Below are 19870 nucleotides of genomic sequence, written 5' to 3' on the forward strand. Positions count from 1 at the left end.
TCTTCCTCCAATTTTTAATTGTATTTATTATGTAAATATTAGTATTTTTCTTGCAACATAGTTCCATATTAGTACTATTGTTGCAACTATAACTTTTGTGATCAAATAATTAATATGAAATAAATCTACTCCTGCATACATTCCAGTTTCAGTTAAAAACAACCCTATTATCCCTATTAGTGAAAATAAAAAGAAAGAAAATATATTTCTTCCTTTGTCTTGCTCCTTAGCACTTTTAAAAACAAAAATTACTGAAAAGATGTAATTAAAAACTAATCCTGCTGAAAATCCTAAAGCAGTCGATATATAAATCCCTATATCGTCTAATTCAAAAAATACTTTTGTTTTAAAGACATACAAGATTAGTACATCTACAATAAAAGCAGCTCCACCTACAAAGATATATCTTATAAATTCATTAAAAATCATTTTCTTATTCATTTAAGTTAACTCCTTAATAATCTTCTACAATATATTATATTCTGATAATATATTGTAAAAAATAAGAACTCCAATAGGATTCATATTGGGGAACAACCAAAAAAATAATAGACCAGTATAATCATCTATTATTTTTTTGATTGTACCTTAGGGTACTTCTACTTAGTAGTTTCTATACTTCAAAAGTCATGTATAGGAACTAAGTTAGGTTCTTTCTATAAATACTAAGATATTGCAAAGTAGGATGAAAAATCCCACTTTGCTGCACATCCTATTCTTTATTTAGAATAAATCTGGTTGAGCTTTAATATTTAAAGTAACAGGCACAGGACTTGTACTATCTGCTGTTGCTGTTAAAGCAACTTTATCGCTTCCTCTTGGAGTAATAGTATATACTATTAGATATATATTCCCCTTTTGTGCCGAAAGTCCTGTAATATTTCCACTTTCATCTATACTTAATGATGTTACACTTCCAATTGAGCCTCCTGAAATGTCATATCCTTTAAATGAAGTATTATCTACTGTAATTTTTGAATTATTATCTACACTCAAATTTATTACTGGATGTGATGATCCTACATTAACTATCATAGCCATTGTTACAGGAATTCCATTTGTTACTGGAATCCCATTTGTTACTGGATTTCCATTTGCATCTTTTAAATCTTTTTCTTCTGTTATATTAACACCATTGCCATTATATAAGCCATGCTTTAAAACAGTACTTGGTGCTGCAGTGTCTATTGTTATATTTACTTCATTTGACTTTTCACTTGTATTTCCTGCTCCATCTGCTTGAGTTGCTGTTATTACATGATTTCCATCTGTTAATGCTGTTGCCGGAGTTAAGCTCCAGTTTCCATTGCTGTCTACTGTTGCTGTTCCTATCACCGTTTCTCCATCATATACAGTTACTATATCTCCTGCCTCACCTGTTCCACTTATTGTTGGCTTATTATTACTTGTGCTTGTTCCATTGGTTGGTGATGTTATTACTGGTGCTGATATCACTATTGTTAAATTCACTGTATTTGATACTTCGCTTGTGTTTCCTGCTGCATCTTCTTGGGTTGCTGTTATTGAGTGACTTCCATACGCTAATGCTGTTGTTGGAGTTAAACTCCAGTTTCCATTACTGTCCACTGTTGCTGTTCCTATTACTGTTGTTCCATCACATACAGTTACTGTATCTCCTGCCTCACCTGTTCCACTTATTGTTGGCTTATTATTACTTGTACTTGTTCCATTGGTTGGTGATGTTATTACTGGTGCTGATATCACTATTGTTAAATTCACTGTATTTGACTTTTCACTTGTGTTTCCTGCTCCATCTGCTTGAGTCGCTGTTATTGAGTGACTTCCATACGCTAATGCTGTTGTTGGCGTTAAGCTCCAGTTTCCATTACTGTCTACCGTTGCTGTTCCTATTACTGTTGCTCCATCATATACAGTTACTGTATCTCCTGCCTCACCTGTTCCACTTATTGTTGGCTTATTATCACTTGTACTTGTTCCGCTTGTTGGTGATGTTATTACTGGTGCTGATGGTATTACTGGTGCTGATATCACTATTGTTAAATTTACTGTATTTGATGCTTCGCTTACATTTCCTGCTGCATCTTGTTGCTTTGCTGTTATTTCATGTTTTCCATTTGTCAATACTGTTGATGGCGTTAAGCTCCAGTTTCCATTACTGTCTACTGTTGCTGTTCCTATTGCAGTTGTTCCATCATATACAGTTACTGTATCTCCTGCCTCACCTGTTCCACTTATTGTTGGCTTATTATCGCTTGTACTTGTTCCATCTTTTGGTGATGTTATTACTGGAGCAGTTAACATATTCACGTCAATTGCCAAATCATTAAAATTAGCTGTTCTGTTTCCTCCATCTATATCCTGATAAGCTATATAAGAATTTTGCCCTAACATATTATAAGTATTCTTTGTATCCGACTTTACCCAAATAGAAAAAGTTATGGGCTGGGCTGTGTATTTAGTCCCTGTACTATCCTTATTATATTGTATACTCTGAACTAAATTACCACTTATACCATTTCCATTTGTAACTATTGATATTTTACTATTATCTATTTTAGATGTGTCAACAGTTAAACCAGTTGGTAAAAGTTCATTAAACTTAATGTTACTTACCTGTAGGTTCTGTTGCACTGTACTGCTAAAATCATTAACTGGAATATCATTAGGCGTTATGGTATATTTTATTTCAAAACTTCTTCCTGCATATGCATTTTGATTATCATATGCTTTATTCAAAGATAAAGGTGCCATAGGTTTAACAACAAACGGTCCGTAAATTCCTTCCCTATATCCATTTATATTAGTATTTATACTTCCATCTGCATTCTTACTTACAGTTCTGTACGCTATATAATACTGTCCTGGACTATCTGGTAACTTTATTCCGCTGCCTCCTGTAAATAATGTTTGATCATATTCACCAGGTGTAGTACTCTTAGACGGATAAAACCAATCTTTTGTAATTGCTACTTTATTGCTATTAGTTAGACTTGAACTGCTGTTTGTATAATACAATTGAAAAGCAGCTGATCCTCCCCAGTTAAAATATTCGAGATATATAGGATAATATTGATCTGCCTTTAAATTTAAAGAAATATTATTACTTCCAAAAGTTGCTCCCTGAGGATAGAACATATTAACTATTTGTTGTGTTGATCCATTAGCTGTTATCCATGCTCTACAACCATCATCTGAAACCGCTCCAAATATATAATTTCCATCCTTTGGAACCTTAATATATCCCCAGAATTTTGATGCTTCCTTATATGCTCCAAATATATCCATATTATTCATAAATACTGTATTGCTATGCCATCGTGAATTTACAGTAATTGTTTTTCCATTTACATCAGTTATATTATATGGAACTACATTTTCCTGATAACCATAAGCATCTTTAGTTGCCGATGTATCTGCGCTTTTATATCCTATTTCTGGATACGGATATTTAAATACTTGAGTAGGGTCACTCCAGTTCTTAGTATCTGTCAAAGTCAACATGTGATTAACATCATATGCTCTTTGAGTAAGATAACCTTTTTCGTCAGTAACAACATCTTGATTTCCACTTTGTGATTGTAAATCAACAGTACCATCCCAACTTGAAGGCATATTAGTCTGGGTCCCGCTGTTTTTTATTATAGAATATTGAAATGCATTTGCACTATTGCTACTTATATTAAAATCTGCATAAGAATCACCTTTTAGTACATAATTACTACTCGTTACATCCTTATCTATTCTTGATCGAGTATCTGTTGAACTTGCAGAATATTCATCCAATGTACCTGTAGCATCACGTACATCTATTTTTACTTGTGGCATAGTATTGGTAATTATATTGCTAACTGTATAAGTTGCTATTTGAGATGCATTTCCATACTGATTTATACCCTGAGCTTCAATTGTACAATTTTGTGTGACATCAAAACTACCATTATAAGTTTTCCATTCCCCTGTTACTTCTCCTATATTCACTCTATATTGTTGTATAGAAGAATCTGTTGAATATGATATAGTTGCAGTAACTTTACCTGTTGTTGGCGTTGTTGGCGTTGCACTTATAGTTGGTGCATTTGGTGGAGTTGCTGAAGTTAACGTAAAGTTAGCTATATATCCCCCTCCTGAAATTACTGTTGGAATAGTCTGAGTTGCTGTATTATATCCAGTTTTTGAAGCTGTAACTATAGCTTGTCCTGCTGGTACATTATTGAGTGTGTAATTTCCACTTGAATCTGTTGTTGCAGTCACGACACCACCTGCTGAAACTGTTGCCCCTTGTATATTATGATTACTTGAATCTTTAACGTTTCCTGTTATTGTAGCAGTATTAGTTGTAGAGTTTGTTTTGTTAATTAAGAGCTTAACAAAATCTATTGCATAACCATCACCAGTATGCCCCGAAGTTGTATCATCTATTTTTATATATATTTGACCTGTTCTAACTAAATTCAAAAATCTTTCAGGAATTTGAAAAGTTATCATTTTTCCTCTTGGTCCTGACTGATCTAAATTATTTATTATATTTGATAACTCTGGAAAGTCTTGTCCATTTATTGTAGCTTTATAGCTTACAGTTCCACTACTTATACCATGAGCTTTTCCAGGTTGGAAATCATCTACAAACATTTGAATTGTAGCATTTTTAACACTAATATTGGTTAAATCATAGGTAATATATATTGGTCTGACATTATTATCATTCTCTGTACTATATATTATTGCTCCCCAAGAATTAGTTGTATAGCTACCATTTTTTTTATATATAGTTCTATCAGTTCTTTGAGTTGTTTCAGTATATCCATCTCTATTTGCACCAGTTGTTTTAAATCTACCATTATAATCATATCCTGATACTACCATAATTCTGTCTGTACCATCTTTATCATCTGATTCAGGATAAAAAGGATATGAATGTGTATCTGTTTCTTTACCTGAAAAAGGATCAAATCCTGGTGACCAGCCAAATCCAAAATTATCTATATCTCCAACCCTGACCATCAATTGAGCTTCACTTGTATTTGTACAAGTAACATTCTCAGCAGTCCAATCTCCATTAACAGTGTCTGTTGTTGCTGATGCCTTGATTCCTGTAAATCCCATTGACCATATTATCATTACAGCTAAAAAGAAACTTATAAACCTTTTGTTTAATTTTATTATTCTTTTCATAACATCATCCCCCTTTTTCATTTAGTTTTGAAAGTCTAAATTAAATTGACTCTTTCATTATGTTTATTATCGAGTTATCTTTAATGAATATATTCATATCATACTAAGTGGTTCCTTTATTTCTAAATTTAATTGTAAAATCAATTGGGTAGGTAACATTACTAAAAGCTCTTGCCTTACTTAGTACAATATGAAATTCTATTGAATTGGCTTCATCTATAGTCGAATTTCCATCATTTATATTTTCAGGATGTATTCTTATACTTTCCACTTTTTCTGATATGATTTCTGAGCCTATAGATAATTTCTTTAAATCTTTATTGTAACTAATAGGAATTGTTTCAGTATTTGTTATAGTATCAATACTACCATCATATTCACTATTATTTCTAGATGATTTGAATGAAATTTGTGATAGATCTATCCATTCTCCATCTTCAGAAAATTCGCCTTTAATATTTATTAATTTAGACATAATAATGTCACTATTATACTTTTGATCTTTTATTTCTAGACTCCCATACTTGCAAGACTCTACACTAAGAGCCTGCATCCCAGCATCACTTATTTTCTCTTGAATTGCTTGTCCTTCTATTTGCAGCGTTGATCTAATATCTGAATCAGAAAAAACCTTATTTCCAGTAATAAGCATTGAACCTGCAATTCCTAATATAGTTACTGTTAATGCTAATGCAATTATCATTTCTATCAATGTAAAACCAGGCTTTTTCTTTTCCATTATTAAACATCCACCTTCTTAATTGATCATTTTCCATAATTTATTTTCTAAAAAATTTTTCAAATCGTAATTAGCCGAACCATTTGAATTTGATGTACCATCACCAGTAGTAGAAGTAATATCTACATTTTCACCAAAGATATATTTAAAATCATTAAAGTTCCGTGATTGAACTCTCTCTATAACACCAGGATCATAGTTTATTGTCACATCGCTTGCATTGATATCTAAATCACCTTTAGCAATGATACATCCATTAATAGTAACTCCTGATTCGATAGAAACCTTTCCCGCTGTAGCTATAATGGCATTTAAAACACCAGTGTTTCCCACCTGTATATTTATCACATTAGAATTAGTAGTCATATCTATTGACGTATCATTACTAGCTGATTTTGTGATCTTTATTTCTTTACTACTGCTCCCATTGAAAATTGCATATTCTCCATCCGTCAAATTATACTTTGATGGAATTTTGCTAGTGTCAATTAACGAATCAAAACTCATTATATTCGAATCGGTATAATCTGACAAACTCGCCTCTTGTCCGAATTTATAATCATACTTTGCAAATTCTTCTCTTTTTGAATTTACTACACCATTTACTTCAGAATCTTCAGTACTCTTACCTTTTATTACTTCGTTTCTTTTTTCTCCATTTTCATCAGTTGTTTCGCAGACTATAACTCCAATAGAATATATATTATCTTCTGGCCAAATAATCCCACCTGAAGATGGATTACTACTTGGTTTGTTCCAATAATCAATAAAGTGATCTTTCTTTACAGTAAGTGCTGGTCCTGTTGTATATAGGGATGGTTCCAATAACTGCAATGGATTATAATACGCAAATTTTTCAGCCTCATTTAAAGGAATAGCGTAAGCTATATAATTTCCTTTAACTGCTCCAGACTCTGCTGTTTGATAATCTTCTCCTTTTTCATTAGTAGCAGCAATATGTGCAGTCCCCATAAGATATACTGAATCTTCAAGATCAATTGTTGAGTTACTATTACTATCACAATTCACTATTATGCTACTAGATGATTCTGCTTTTTTACTAAGATCTATATCATTGATTCCATATAAATTATTTATTGTTATCCCTGCATTATTAGCATTTAATGTCAAATCATTGTTTATTATAGCATCATTTATGGTTAATTGGCTCTTTTGATTTGGAATTTCAGTACTATTAATATTACCTACATATATATTTTTAGCATATAAGCTTTCATCAATTTCTGTTGTTCGTTTATTACTATCTGTTGCTGTTGTGGGTGTTTGAAGATTAAAAGTTCCTCTTGTAATAACATTTTTTTTAAATTTAACGCCATTACTATTTGTCACGGTTATTCCGCCAAAGTACTTTCCATATACCCTATCGCTTAAGCTTTGATCATTGCTACCTTGAACAAACACTTCTCCACCAACAGTTAATTCATTTACCTTATTCACTTTCATATCTCCATAAATTGTTATTGCTCTATTTTTAGTGGCTAGATCATTTAATCCCTCATTAGCATTTTGAAAATATATATCTTTGTAGTTAGGCACTATAATTTTATAAGTTGCTTTAAGTTGCCTTTGATTAATTTCTTTTTCTTCTTTTTTTTCGCTATAAAAAACTGAAGTTACAGTTAAATTGTTATATGCCTCTTGTCCTGTTCTAACAATCCTTAGATTTTTTACTGATGCTGAATGATCATCACTAATTTCAAGAGGTGGATCATCATTGGAAACCTTCGTAACTTCGCCAATATCTGCCGTAAGTTCTGGTGACTTATTATTTTGTATCCCAAATTCCACCTTCTCATCCGTAAAATCAATATCATTTGTATTAGTATTCAATCTAACTTCATCAACATATCCAGGTCTTTTAGGTTCTCCATACCCTTCTATTGACTGTCTAAGTTTATTAGGTGCACTCTCATGTTGTCCTAACTCAGATTCAGGCACTTGCGGCGTTGCTATAAAATTCTTAAAAGTTCTTTTAAATTCTTCATTACAAAGAATCTCTTTAATATTTTCGTCATCCTTTATTAAAGCTTTCTTTTGCGCTATCTGTCTCTCTAGTTCACTTTTGCTTCTTGGCTGATCAGGGTGATTTTTATTCCAGTCTGATAATGTATTAATTTCCTCTTGTAAATCATTAATACTGTCTTTTAAAGACTTGATTTCCTTTTGCACCTCTATATAATCTGTGTTATATATACTCGTTCCATCATCTGTACTAGTTTCAGTTAAACTTTGCATTTTCTGAACCTTTAAATTTGCATATTTAGTTGCAGCATCAAAAGTTTTTGCAATTATATTATATGCAACATCTAATCCAGAATCTGAAGCATATAGATTTTCAATTCTTTTACTTTCTACAACCCTTGCCTTATAATTACTTGCTACCATTGATAGCATAGCTGTTGCTACTGTAAACACAAACATGAATGCAATTATTACTGTAATCAAACCAGCACCTTGCTTTTTCCTCTTCAAAATTTCACCCCTTTCTATAAACTTTAACAATGTTATTTAAGTTCTTAATTACAGCATAGCAGTTTCTTTTATTAGTGTATATTTTTCTTAGAATATCCTGTAAATAAATTATCTTTATCTTCATGAATTTCATCGTTCTTATATTTAGAATAATCACTTATTTCAAGTTTAACATCATATAAAGTTCCCATTTCATCTTCATCTGAATCTTCAGAACGATTGTCATATACATTTATTTCACCTTTACATACTGTTACGTTTGCTGTTTGAGTACTATTTTTTTGCAAATATATGTTTGCGGCACTTCCAGTTCTATTATAAACATATATTTCTACATCCTTTAAAGCAGTATTATCAATTTTCTTATAATAATTAAAATTCATGCATAAATTTACTTTTGAAGAAGTTGTATCTGTTAAAGTTTCAGTTGTCTCTAAAAGTGTAGTTCCCTTAGAATCCTTAATTGTTATAGCTCTATCCCTTGTTGAGCTAGGTGAAGTTTCAAAATAAACATAAATTGCTATTTTATTTGAATCACTTTCTAAAATTTTAGGAGTAATATCTGTGATATTATGCTTAATATAATCTTCAACCCCTGTAACATTTAACTCTCTTCCTATATAAAATTTATAATTAATATTGTTTGTGTTTTTTAATTCATCTGTTATTTGTTCATCATTTAACGTTACGCCTGTAGGAGTTAAAGTCACTTTTTCAACATACTTACTTACTTCTCTAGGACACACTGAAAAATCTTCCTTTAGATATCTAGTGTAAAAAATATCCCCATCATCATTTTCTTCTTTTTGCAGTTCTATTTGATCATCAATCTTAAGTGCAGCATCTGTAGTAACACTTGGAACTACAAAATCCGTGGCCTTCATTTTCTCAAGTATGTTCTTTCCTTCTAACGCTACTGATTGTTTTACCTGCCCTGCCCTAATTTGCTTTGTAATAATCACAAATCCATCATACAGAGCGACAGAGATTATTGATAATATCGCTATACTTATTACTACTTCTATTAGGGTAAAACCTTCATGCTTTTTAGAATTATTCTTCATAATCCTCACCTACTTATTATTAACACTTATATTATTTAAATCACCTTCAATTGTAACGCGTGGATTATTAGAATCCTCTCCAATTATATTTACATTTAGCAACTTGTCTGTTTTATTAACAATTTTAAGTTTCATTCCTGAATTATCATTTGCATCTAACCTGCTCCTACTTAAAATATCTAGCACCATATTTTTAGATGTTGGTGCAAATTCTGCTCCCAGGTCATCATAATTAGCTGGAAATGTTCCTTTTGAAGTCCTATATTTATAATAATACTTGTCTCCATCTTGTGTTAATATCATTTCAGCATTTTCTACTGAATTACTATCTGCATAAACATAAGATGTTCTTAAATCGTCTTTTGCCTTACCAATAGTTATCGTTGGAAGATCAGAAGCTGTAGGTTTTACTAAAGCTATAAAATCACTTTGCTCTTTCTCTTCCTGCCCACTTGCTACTGTTTTGCTTGCCAATGTGCTACTTGCTGTTCCTGCACCAAACGGAACACTCTTTCCATAGCTTCCATTTAAATCTAACTTTAAATACCCTTCTAATTCGTCATTAATCTTCGGAATTGAATAGAATTCTAGATTTATTTTTCCTTTTACTCCATCTAAAGTATCTGAATTTAAATTTATAGAATTTACTACGATTTTCTTCTCATTTTCGTCAATTGCATTTAAGAACTTATCTAAATCTTCATACTTGCCTTCAAAATTCACCTCACACTTAAGATACTGCACCGTATTTTTCTTAGCATCCTTTGAATCTTTGTTACTGCTATCTTGGGAATTGTTTGAAGCATTTGCATTGCTTGCTCCGTTATTATTAGAATTCTTGTTATTAGCATCACTATTTGTAGGATTATTTACAGCTTTGTCATCACTTTGTTTAGATTTCTCAGAATCTCCAAATGCATGATTATATTGATCAACTATAGGCTGCAATGAACTCTCGGCTAAAGATTTTGCCTCTTTTTTGGAATTCTCTACACTATTTGAAACTATTGGTTGAAAAGTTACACTCCCCTTTAAACTATTGTCTTTTAATAATTTATCTAACTCTATTATTATTTTTTCTTGATTTATTGTTGGATAAAAAGGTAGAGCTTCATCATTTATTTTAGCATTTAAGATTTTTACGTCACTTTTTTTATCTTCCATTGATTTTATTGTATTCATTACCGTATCATATTTTTGTTTAAGCTCATTTTCTTTCCTAACCTTTTGCTGAAGCTGGTCTACTTGTGGCAAATAAATAAACTGATAATATAAAAAGCCTACTATGATACTTCCTAATACACATAACATTGTTTTTTCTTTCTTACTTATTTTCATATTATCCAACATCCTTTAACACGCATTTTATATCAAAGGAGAACTCTCCCTCTACTGAACTTTGAACGTTTATTGAGTTTACATAAACATCTGACATTATTGGTAATTCTCTTAGTTTACGTTCTAATTCTGCAACTGCTTCTCTGCTAGTCGATGTACCTTTTATAGATATATTATTTTCTACCACATCTAAACTCTTAAATAAAACTTCATTTGGTAAAGTTGAACTTATATCTTTTAGAAGTTCTTCTGAAACATTATTTCTACCTTTAACAGAGATCGCAACATCATTTAACGCTTTATCATATTTCTTTAATATATCTATTTGTTTATTTACAGTTTCAGCTTCCTTTAATTGCGATTGTATATCTGGAGCCGATAATTTTTCATTATATTCATTTATACTTTTATCTAAGAACATCATTTTCGTTGTATTAATACCAAAACTTATTACTATAGCAAGTCCAACTATTATCATCATTCCATATACATATATTTGATAATTAATTTTTTCTTTATTTTGTCCTAAATATGGTTTAAAAAAATTCAAATCTTTCACAATTACCGCCTCCTATTCAACTCTTATAACTGAACCTATTACATTTATGAAATCATCAATAGGATGCCCATCATCTTTTGATTTGAAGGCTATTTTAGTTATTTCACTTATTTTTGTTTTAATTCCAAGTTTTTCTGTCATATATTCTTCCATTCCTATTATCTTAGAACTACCACCAAAAATAATTATTTTATTTACTTCATTTCCCATATTTCTATTTTTATAAAATTGGATTATTTTTTCTATTTTATCCATCCACTCATCTACTACATATTTGACTTGAATGTTTATTGGTTCTAATTCATCACTTAAATTTAAATTTTTCTGCTTAAAACTCGTCACTTCGCTAGTTACACCAATCTTCTCTAATAATATTTCATCAATATTATTCCCACCGTCTTTTATTATTCTAGTAAAATCTAACTGGCCATCTTTATATATATTAACATCAATAAAACTTGCACCAATGTCAATAAATGCTACTGCTTCTTTCGATTTATGTTCAAATTCATTGTTTATACCTGTATAATTAATAAATTTATTTACTGCATTGTAGTTTACATCTAAAACATATGGCTTTAAATTTAGTTTTTGCAAAAGATTATAATATCCTCTCGCTATTTTTTCCGGATACGCAATAACACGAACATTAAGTCTTGTGCTTTCATTTATATCTTCTTCACCCAAGATAGTTACTTGCAATATATAATCCTCTAAATTTATAGGTAAATATTGCTGAATTTCATATCTTACAACCGTATCCATTTCTTCAGCTTCTACTTTTGGAATTAAGATTTCTCTATTTATAATTAACGTAGAATTAGTTGTGCATATTGCATCTTTAGCCTTTATTCCGCCTTGCTTCAGTGCTTGACTCAACTTCCCATACAGTTCTTCTGACTTTCTTATTTCCCCATCTATAATTGCATCTTTTGGCGTTGGAATAGATATATATTTGTATATAACTAATTCCTTTTTATAATACATTCCCTCAACTATTTTTATCATAGAGCTCCCAATGTCAAAAGCAACAACTCTTCTTTTTTTCTTTGGTGTGCTTAATTTATTTATTCTTCTTAAGTTTTTTGAGAATTTAACCTTTAAAGTTCCTACATCCATATTGGCTAAAGCTTTAAAATCAATGGATTTTTTCTTTTCTTTATTCTCTATACCCGTATTATTTTTATCTAATTCAGAATTACTATTTTTTTTCTTCATTATCCCCATACCTTATTTCTCCTCTATAATTAACCATGTAGTTCTTCTATTTTAATGTACAATGTAAAATTAACATCTTACAATATTAATTGTTAAAATTTCATTAGTATACCTTCCTATTTTTTATTAACTTTACATTATGCATTAATATTAATTTAATAATTCTATATATTCTTATGGGTAGATCAATTTCATTGATTTCTACCCATAAAATTTAAAATTCAAAGTAATTTTCTTAAGCCTTTTTACATTTCTTATAAATTAACCCTTAACAAATACTATGATATATCGTAAGGTGCGTTTGCTGTTGGAAAAATTTGAATTCCATCAGCTGATACTATTACCTGATTATTGCTAACAGAAGCTGTAAAAGTTCCACTAGTATGTCCATTAGCCTTTACTTTGGGCACATTTCCATCTAGTACATCTCCTACAGTAACAGATGCATTGCCGTCGCTATTTAGCGTAATGTCTCCATTAGCTACAGCTGTTTGTACTGCAGTTTGAATATTTTTAGCTGTTGCTATATCAGCCTTTATATTACCATTTTCTCTTATTTGTCCAAATCTAGGTAATGCTATTGCTGCTAATATTGCAATAATTGCGATAACGATAATTAATTCAATTAACGTAAATCCTTTCTTCTTTTTCTTAGCCAATTCATTCTTTTTTCTGATTGATAAGTTAATCATTAAAAAACCTCCTATTTTTTATTTTTATATGTTAATGCCCTTTGACTTTTGCCTAGAGCACTAATTACTATTTTTATTAAATTTGAGTATAAGAATTAAATAGTGGCAGCATTATAGATACTATCATGAATCCAATTACAAGTCCCATCACTACTATTAAAATCGGTTCTAGAAGTGCTACTGAGGCCTGAATTATCGATTCAAGTTCTTCATCATAAAAATCTGCTGTTTTATTTAGTATATCATCTAGAGAACCAGTCTCTTCACCTATTTTAATCATTGAATAAAGCATTGCAGGAAAAATTTCACTTTCTCTCATTGAAGCATATAAACTTTCGCCCCTCATTACATTATCCCTTATTTTTAACAATACCTTCTCTGAAACTTTATTTCCTGTAACTTCTGAAACAATTTTCAAAGCTTCTACCAATGGTAGTCCACTTGCTATAAGTGTAGATAATGTTCTCGTAAATCTTGATACTATAATCATTTGATTTAGCTTCTTAAGTACTGGCAATTTTAATTTAAGTTTACTTAAAGCCATTTTTCCATCTTCTGTCCTCAAGAAAATATTTAATCCAAATCCACATACACATATTAGAATAATCACAAAAATCCAACTATTTTTAATAGTGTCACTAAGCCCTAACAAAAGTCTAGTAGACCAAGGTAGCGCTGTTCCACTTTCCTTGAATATTTCTGTGAAAGTAGGCATTACAGATGTTAATATAAATACAATTGCTGAAATAGATACTATTCCAAGTACTATTGGATAAATCATAGCACTTTTAACCTTATTATTAATCTTATTTTCCTTTTCATAATGTGTTGCCATTCTAAGCATTATTGCATCTAAGTTACCACTTGCTTCTCCTGAAGCTACTAAGGATACTAAAAGCTCTGGAAATACATCCTTATATTTTTTCATTGCATCCGATAAAACTCCACCTTTTTCAACTTCTTCATTTATATCTTTTGTTGCTTCTCTTAGCTTTTTATTTTCAATTTGATTTGACAAGATTTCTAAACATGTTAAAATTGGAACTCCTGCATTTAACATTGTATAAAACTGTCTGCAAAATATTGAAATATCTTTAAGCTTAACTTTACTGTTAAATTTAAGTTCAATATTGGCACTTTCAGATACTTCCTCTATCATTAGAGGATAATATCCGTTACCTGAAACAAAATCCATAACTTCTTCTTTTGAATTTGCTTCATAATGTCCCTCAATTTTCTCTCCATCTGAGTTCATAACTCTATATTTAAATTTTCCCATATAAAATCACCTCCTAGCAGTCTATTTCTTAACCATTGCAATTGTTGAAAGTTCTTCAATAGTCGTTATTCCTCTTAAAACAAATTCTTTACATTCACTTTCCAAGGTCTTCATTCCATTAGCTATCGAAATATCTCTAATCACATCAGAATTTCCACCTAAATTTATAGCTTCCCTATGCTGTCTAGTCATTTCCATAATTTCATAAATACCAATTCTTCCTGTATATCCTGTTTCATTACAATATCCACAACCAGTTCCTTTATAAAGAATAAGTGGCTTGTCTATATCTTGCCCTAAAAGTTCCTTTTCATATGGATTTGCTTCATATGGAACTTTGCATTTATCACATATTCTTCTAACTAGTCTTTGAGCTACTACCCCCATAACAGACGTTGAAACCAAATAAGGCTTAATCCCCATATCTATAAGTCTTACTATAGATGACGGAGCATCATTGGTATGAAGTGTACTTAAAACCAAGTGTCCTGTAATAGCGGCTCTAGTAGCAATTTCTGCTGTTTCCTCATCTCTTATTTCCCCTACCATTACTATATCTGGATCTTGTCTTAAAATACTTCTAAGACCACTTGCAAAAGTCAAACCAGCTTTTTCATTTACATTTACTTGATTAACTCCATTCATAGTAAATTCAACCGGATCTTCTACTGTAATAATATTTACATCACTAGAGTTCAATTCTTTAAGTACTGAATACAAAGTAGTAGATTTACCACTTCCTGTAGGTCCGGTAACTAAAACTATTCCATGAGGATTAGCTATTATTCTATCTAATCTTTTAATATTCTCCTCACTCATTCCAAGTTTATTCTTACTTAATACTGAACCTCCAGTATTAAGAATTCTTATAACTATTTTTTCGCCGTTAACTACTGGAAGTACAGATACTCTTAAATCTATATCTTTCCCGTCCACATTTGTCATTATTCTTCCATCTTGGGGTATCCGTTTTTCTGCTATGTTTAAACCAGCCATAATTTTTATTCTTGTTACTAAAGGTCCTAAGCTCTCTATTCCAAGTGTATTAATTGTTTTTAACTTTCCATCTATTCTATATCTAATTCTGATTTCATGTTCAAAAGGTTCTATATGAATATCGGACGCCTTTAGCTCTACAGAATTCCTAAACATATAATCAACCATTTTAACAGCAGGTGCGCTATTAACCTCATTTATATCTTCAGCCGTCATAGACTTTGAAACTTTAATTAGTTTTTCACTTTCTTTGGCAAGTTGAAGTGCTGCGTTACTTACCTGCTGACTACTATAATATATTCCTATAAATTTTTTTATATCATCCTTTTTAGATATAAACGACTCTATCTCAAACCCTGTAGATATTGCGACATCATCAATAGCAAAGATATTCAGTGGGTCTGCAAGGGCCACTTTAATCTTATTATTATCAAATCCAAATGGGATTAATAAGTATTTATCACATAGATTTTGAGGAATTAAAGTTATTGCTTTTCTATCAAAATTTATTGTATTTAAATCTACTTTTTTAATTCCTGTTTGTTGTTCTATTGCTTCTATTATATCTTCTTCAGTTATAATCTTACTATCAAGTAGTATTTCTCCTAGCTTCTTCCCTAGTGTCCTTTGAGACTTTAATGCTTCTTGCAATTGATATCCTGTAATTTTTCCCGCATTTACAAGAATATTACCTAGTCTTCTTTTTTCAGTTGCCATTCTGAGTCTCACCTTTCCTATGAATTATGTATAAAATGCGGCATAGCACCTTATAATTAGTATAAGTTTGCTATATAATTTTCACAAGTAAAGTTATTGTAAAAAAGTGTATCTTTACAATAACAAATCCCAATACATTTTTAATATCTCTGCTCCGTAGAACATTGAAATCAAACTTCCTATTGCTATGAAAGGCCCGAATGCTATTTTTTCTTTTGCCTTCTTTAATTTTAGTATCAAAACAATTATTCCTATTATTCCACCTAGCACAATTGCTAGAAATAAGCCTAATAAAATTCCTTTAATTCCTAGGAACAATCCACACACAGCGGCAATTTCAATATCGCCTTCACCCATTCCCCTTGTTAAAAACACTATTAATCCTATAATTATTGCTCCTAGTATTCCTCCCAGAATTAAATCTAGAACATTATTCTTATATAAAACATATTGTAATAATATAAATAAAACGCCGACTATTCCTCCAAAAATCGTAGTACTTGTAAATACAAACTGCGTATCAAAATCTATAGCACTAATTACGATTAAAAGAGATACCAAAATACAATATTTTATAGTGATTAGATCTAATCCAAACTTTACATATACAATTAAATACATCAATCCATTTAAAATTTCTATAAAAGGGTATCTTATAGAGATTTTCTCACCACAATACCTACATTTTCCTCTAAGAAAAATATAACTAAATACAGGCACTAAGTCTAGCGGATTTAGATTATGTTTACATCTTGTACAATGTGATGGTGGGAATGCAATTGATTTTTCTATAGGAATTCTATAAATACAAACATTTAAAAAACTACCTATAACTAGTCCCAAAATACATATTAATGTATAATCCAAAAAATCACCTCTCATTGTATATTTTAATATTATTTAACTTTTTTGTAAACGTTATTGTATATAAATTTGTATTTTATTCTCATTTTTTCAAAAATATTTAATTAAAATTATATTAAGATAATAAAAAATTAATTTTCTTATTTTAATAATAGTTAGCAAAAGTACATCTTCAATATATCTCCACTATATTTGTAAGTATATTACAAATTCTTTTAAAAAATATAAAAACCGGCCTTTATAAAATATAAAGGTCGGTTGCACTACTAACTCACCATATATAAAGTGCCCAATTAAAATATATGGATCAAAGTTTCCTTATGACAAAATATACTTGTTATTTCTTTTATTTCTTGCATAACATATTAAATACAGCCAATATATGCCGTAGTAATTATACCATAATGATCATTATTTGGTCTATCTTGTTTAAAACTTTTTCTTCTAAAATATTATTAGGAATTATTTACTGGATAGTCCTATATTTTTTATCACTTTTCATATAAGCACTTAGAATAATTGCCATCTATATTTCCATTTCATAATACCATGTTTACAAAAAATTTACAACTATTGAATAATATTGTTAACAACATTCAACATATATAGTTTCTACTTGTATCTTTAATAAATATTGATTTATATTAATAAACAACAAATATGATTTGAATATTCCTTCTAAACTTCGTCTATTATAGTTTCAATACTTTCTAATATAGATGCATATCTTTTTAATTTTCTATTATATATTTATCGTTATGTCGTAGTTCTTTAATAAGTTCCTCAATGTCGCTTATTAATAATCTTTTTTCTTCATCTCGCCTATAGATTATAATTTATTAATTTTAATGTTTTAATTCGCGAAAACGTTCTAGGGATATTAGATTTTTATTTGGTTAGAAAAAAACGCTTATTCTTGGTCTGATGGGGCATTCTTTTCTGTTGTCTCAAACTTGATTTTAAAACATTTCATGCTACACCTTCACTGACCTTAAAAATATCTCAATACGTGAATACGTTGTTATACAATTAATTTCGCTTGTTATGATATATATAACTAGCTATTTCTATAATCACCATAATTGTCGGAACAATTCCTATACCAATAAAAAAGCCAACCAACATAATATTCTTTGTTACTGCCAGTCCAATCACAGATAACATTGTAATAGCAATACAAATAATAAATAAAATCTTAAACGCACTGCTTTGCGATTTCATATTAATATAATTTTCTCGTTCATCATCATTTTTTATATCTTCTTTTGTACACTTACTACTTAAACTTCTATATAATTCTATTACTCCAAATAGCACACAAAAAATATCCATTATAATATATTTGATACTTCTTAAAATATCTATATCACCGAATCTCATAATAGTACCAGGAATGCTAATTGACGCTATCACTAAAAATACTATACCACTCCAAAATTTCTTTTTATTATATATCTTTCTCTTCATTTTCTAAGTTCTCCTTTAAACAATATAATTGTTCTATACTAGTATCAAAAACACAAGCTATCTTATACGCCAGCATAAGCGATGGGTTATATTGCCCTTTTTCAAGGGAAATAATCGTTCTTGAAGAAACTGAAACCAAATCAGAAAGCTGCTGTTGTGTCATATTTGATGAAATTCTGAATTCTTTTATTCTATTTTTCACTTATATACCTCCAATTTATATGAAGTTTCCTTCACATGAAGTTTATTTCATATTATACCAATATAAGTATATTGTCAATATTCTCCAACATAGATATATATCTTTTTGATTTTCTTTAATAATTCTTTTAACAACAAAAAAAGACCCCTACTATTAATTTCACTCAATAGTAGTTGTCTTTTTGAACATATATCATAGTCAAAGACTAAAAATCAATGTATACCTTAGTCAAATATAGTTTCCTATATTATAACTTTTCCAAAGAAGTAGAAGTCATGGGCGTTTGGAAGCCTATTCATCCCATCCTTCAGGGAATTCAGCGTTGTGGTAAACTTCTTGAACATCATCATCATCATCAAGTAAGTCTAACATCTTTTGGAACTTCTTAGCATCTGCTTCATCTATTGCTGTGTATGTATCTGGAATCATCTTAACTGAAGCTTCTAAGAATTCAATGCCTTGCGCTTCTAATGCTTCTCTAACTGTTCCGAACTCTTCAGGTGCAGTTGTTACTACAAATACTTCTTCTTCTGATGCGAAATCTTCAGCACCAGCATCTAAAGCAATCATCATTAATTCATCTTCATCTTTATCTTCTTTTTCAATGACAATTTCACCTTTTTCTTGGAACATAAATGATACACAACCTGATGTACCCATGTTTCCGCCGCCTTTTGTAAATGCACTTCTTACATTTCCAGCAGATCTATTTTTATTATCAGTAAGAGTTTCAACTATTACAGCTACTCCACTAGGTCCATAACCTTCATAAACTATATTTTCATAATTAACTGATGATAATTCCCCAGATGCCTTTTTAATTGCTTTTGAAATAGTATCATTAGGCATGTTTGCTGCCTTGGCTTTTGCAACTACATCTCTTAATTTTGCATTTATATCCTGGTTAGCTCCACCATTTTTAACAGCCATCACAATTTCTTTACCTATCTTAGTAAAAATCTTACCTCTTTTTGCATCTGTCTTGCCCTTTTTCGCTTGAATGTTATGCCACTTTGAGTGTCCTGACATATGTTTTCCTCCTTACTTTATTCGTAATAATTATCTCTATTTTTATAAATATATATTGC

15 protein-coding genes and 1 riboswitch are annotated in these 19870 nt (G+C 30.3%); all 15 genes read right to left on the reverse strand.

The annotated features are described in order from the left end of the window. Positions 1-27: 27 nt before the first annotated feature. On the reverse strand, positions 28-441 hold the full coding sequence (locus L3B96_RS03075; protein WP_238858807.1) for a GtrA family protein: 414 nt from the start codon (positions 439-441) through the stop codon (positions 28-30). Positions 442-723: 282 nt separating this feature from the next. Next, complete coding sequence (locus L3B96_RS03080; protein WP_238858808.1) at positions 724-5154, reverse strand: Ig-like domain-containing protein; 4431 nt, start codon at positions 5152-5154, stop codon at positions 724-726. A gap of 103 nt (positions 5155-5257) precedes the next feature. Further along, a complete protein-coding gene (locus L3B96_RS03085) occupies positions 5258-5893 on the reverse strand; it encodes a type II secretion system protein (RefSeq protein WP_238858809.1) in 636 nt (211 codons plus the stop codon). Between the two features lie 18 nt (positions 5894-5911). After that, entirely contained in the window at positions 5912-8386 is a 2475-nt protein-coding gene (locus L3B96_RS03090) for a hypothetical protein (protein ID WP_238858810.1), read from the reverse strand. 71 nt (positions 8387-8457) lie between these two features. Continuing rightward, positions 8458-9450 (reverse strand): prepilin-type N-terminal cleavage/methylation domain-containing protein, encoded by a 993-nt coding sequence (locus tag L3B96_RS03095; protein ID WP_238858811.1) that lies wholly within the window; start codon positions 9448-9450, stop codon positions 8458-8460. Between the two features lie 9 nt (positions 9451-9459). Beyond that, positions 9460-10788 (reverse strand): pilus assembly protein PilO, encoded by a 1329-nt coding sequence (locus L3B96_RS03100; protein ID WP_238858812.1) that lies wholly within the window; start codon positions 10786-10788, stop codon positions 9460-9462. A 1-nt stretch (position 10789) separates the two neighbouring features. After that, positions 10790-11347, reverse strand: coding sequence for a PilN domain-containing protein (locus L3B96_RS03105; protein WP_238858813.1), 558 nt, complete (start codon positions 11345-11347; stop codon positions 10790-10792). Positions 11348-11359: 12 nt separating this feature from the next. Beyond that, positions 11360-12565, reverse strand: a complete 1206-nt coding sequence (gene pilM / locus L3B96_RS03110; RefSeq protein ID WP_238858940.1) for a type IV pilus assembly protein PilM — start codon at positions 12563-12565, stop codon at positions 11360-11362. Positions 12566-12843: 278 nt separating this feature from the next. Continuing rightward, on the reverse strand, positions 12844-13257 hold the full coding sequence (locus tag L3B96_RS27145) for a prepilin-type N-terminal cleavage/methylation domain-containing protein (RefSeq protein WP_077309092.1): 414 nt from the start codon (positions 13255-13257) through the stop codon (positions 12844-12846). A gap of 76 nt (positions 13258-13333) precedes the next feature. Next, positions 13334-14536, reverse strand: a complete 1203-nt coding sequence (locus L3B96_RS03120) for a type II secretion system F family protein (protein ID WP_238858814.1) — start codon at positions 14534-14536, stop codon at positions 13334-13336. A gap of 21 nt (positions 14537-14557) precedes the next feature. Beyond that, the gene (locus L3B96_RS03125) at positions 14558-16249 is read right to left on the reverse strand and encodes an ATPase, T2SS/T4P/T4SS family (RefSeq protein ID WP_238858815.1); all 1692 of its coding nucleotides are present in this window, start codon (positions 16247-16249) and stop codon (positions 14558-14560) included. 114 nt (positions 16250-16363) lie between these two features. Beyond that, complete coding sequence (locus L3B96_RS03130; protein ID WP_238858816.1) at positions 16364-17116, reverse strand: A24 family peptidase; 753 nt, start codon at positions 17114-17116, stop codon at positions 16364-16366. A gap of 240 nt (positions 17117-17356) precedes the next feature. After that, a riboswitch (cyclic di-GMP riboswitch) is annotated at positions 17357-17440 on the reverse strand. A gap of 702 nt (positions 17441-18142) precedes the next feature. Further along, positions 18143-18580: a hypothetical protein gene (locus L3B96_RS03135; RefSeq protein ID WP_238858817.1), complete on the reverse strand. Its 438-nt coding sequence runs from the start codon at positions 18578-18580 to the stop codon at positions 18143-18145. Then, entirely contained in the window at positions 18561-18782 is a 222-nt protein-coding gene (locus L3B96_RS03140; protein WP_238858818.1) for a helix-turn-helix transcriptional regulator, read from the reverse strand. The genes L3B96_RS03135 and L3B96_RS03140 overlap by 20 nt, the downstream gene beginning before the upstream one ends. Positions 18783-19073: 291 nt before the next feature. Beyond that, on the reverse strand, positions 19074-19811 hold the full coding sequence (locus tag L3B96_RS03145) for a YebC/PmpR family DNA-binding transcriptional regulator (protein ID WP_012060379.1): 738 nt from the start codon (positions 19809-19811) through the stop codon (positions 19074-19076). Positions 19812-19870: the final 59 nt, after the last annotated feature.

This window comes from Clostridium sp. YIM B02569 (assembly GCF_022320765.1).
Classification (GTDB): Bacteria; Bacillota; Clostridia; order Clostridiales; family Clostridiaceae; genus Clostridium; species Clostridium beijerinckii.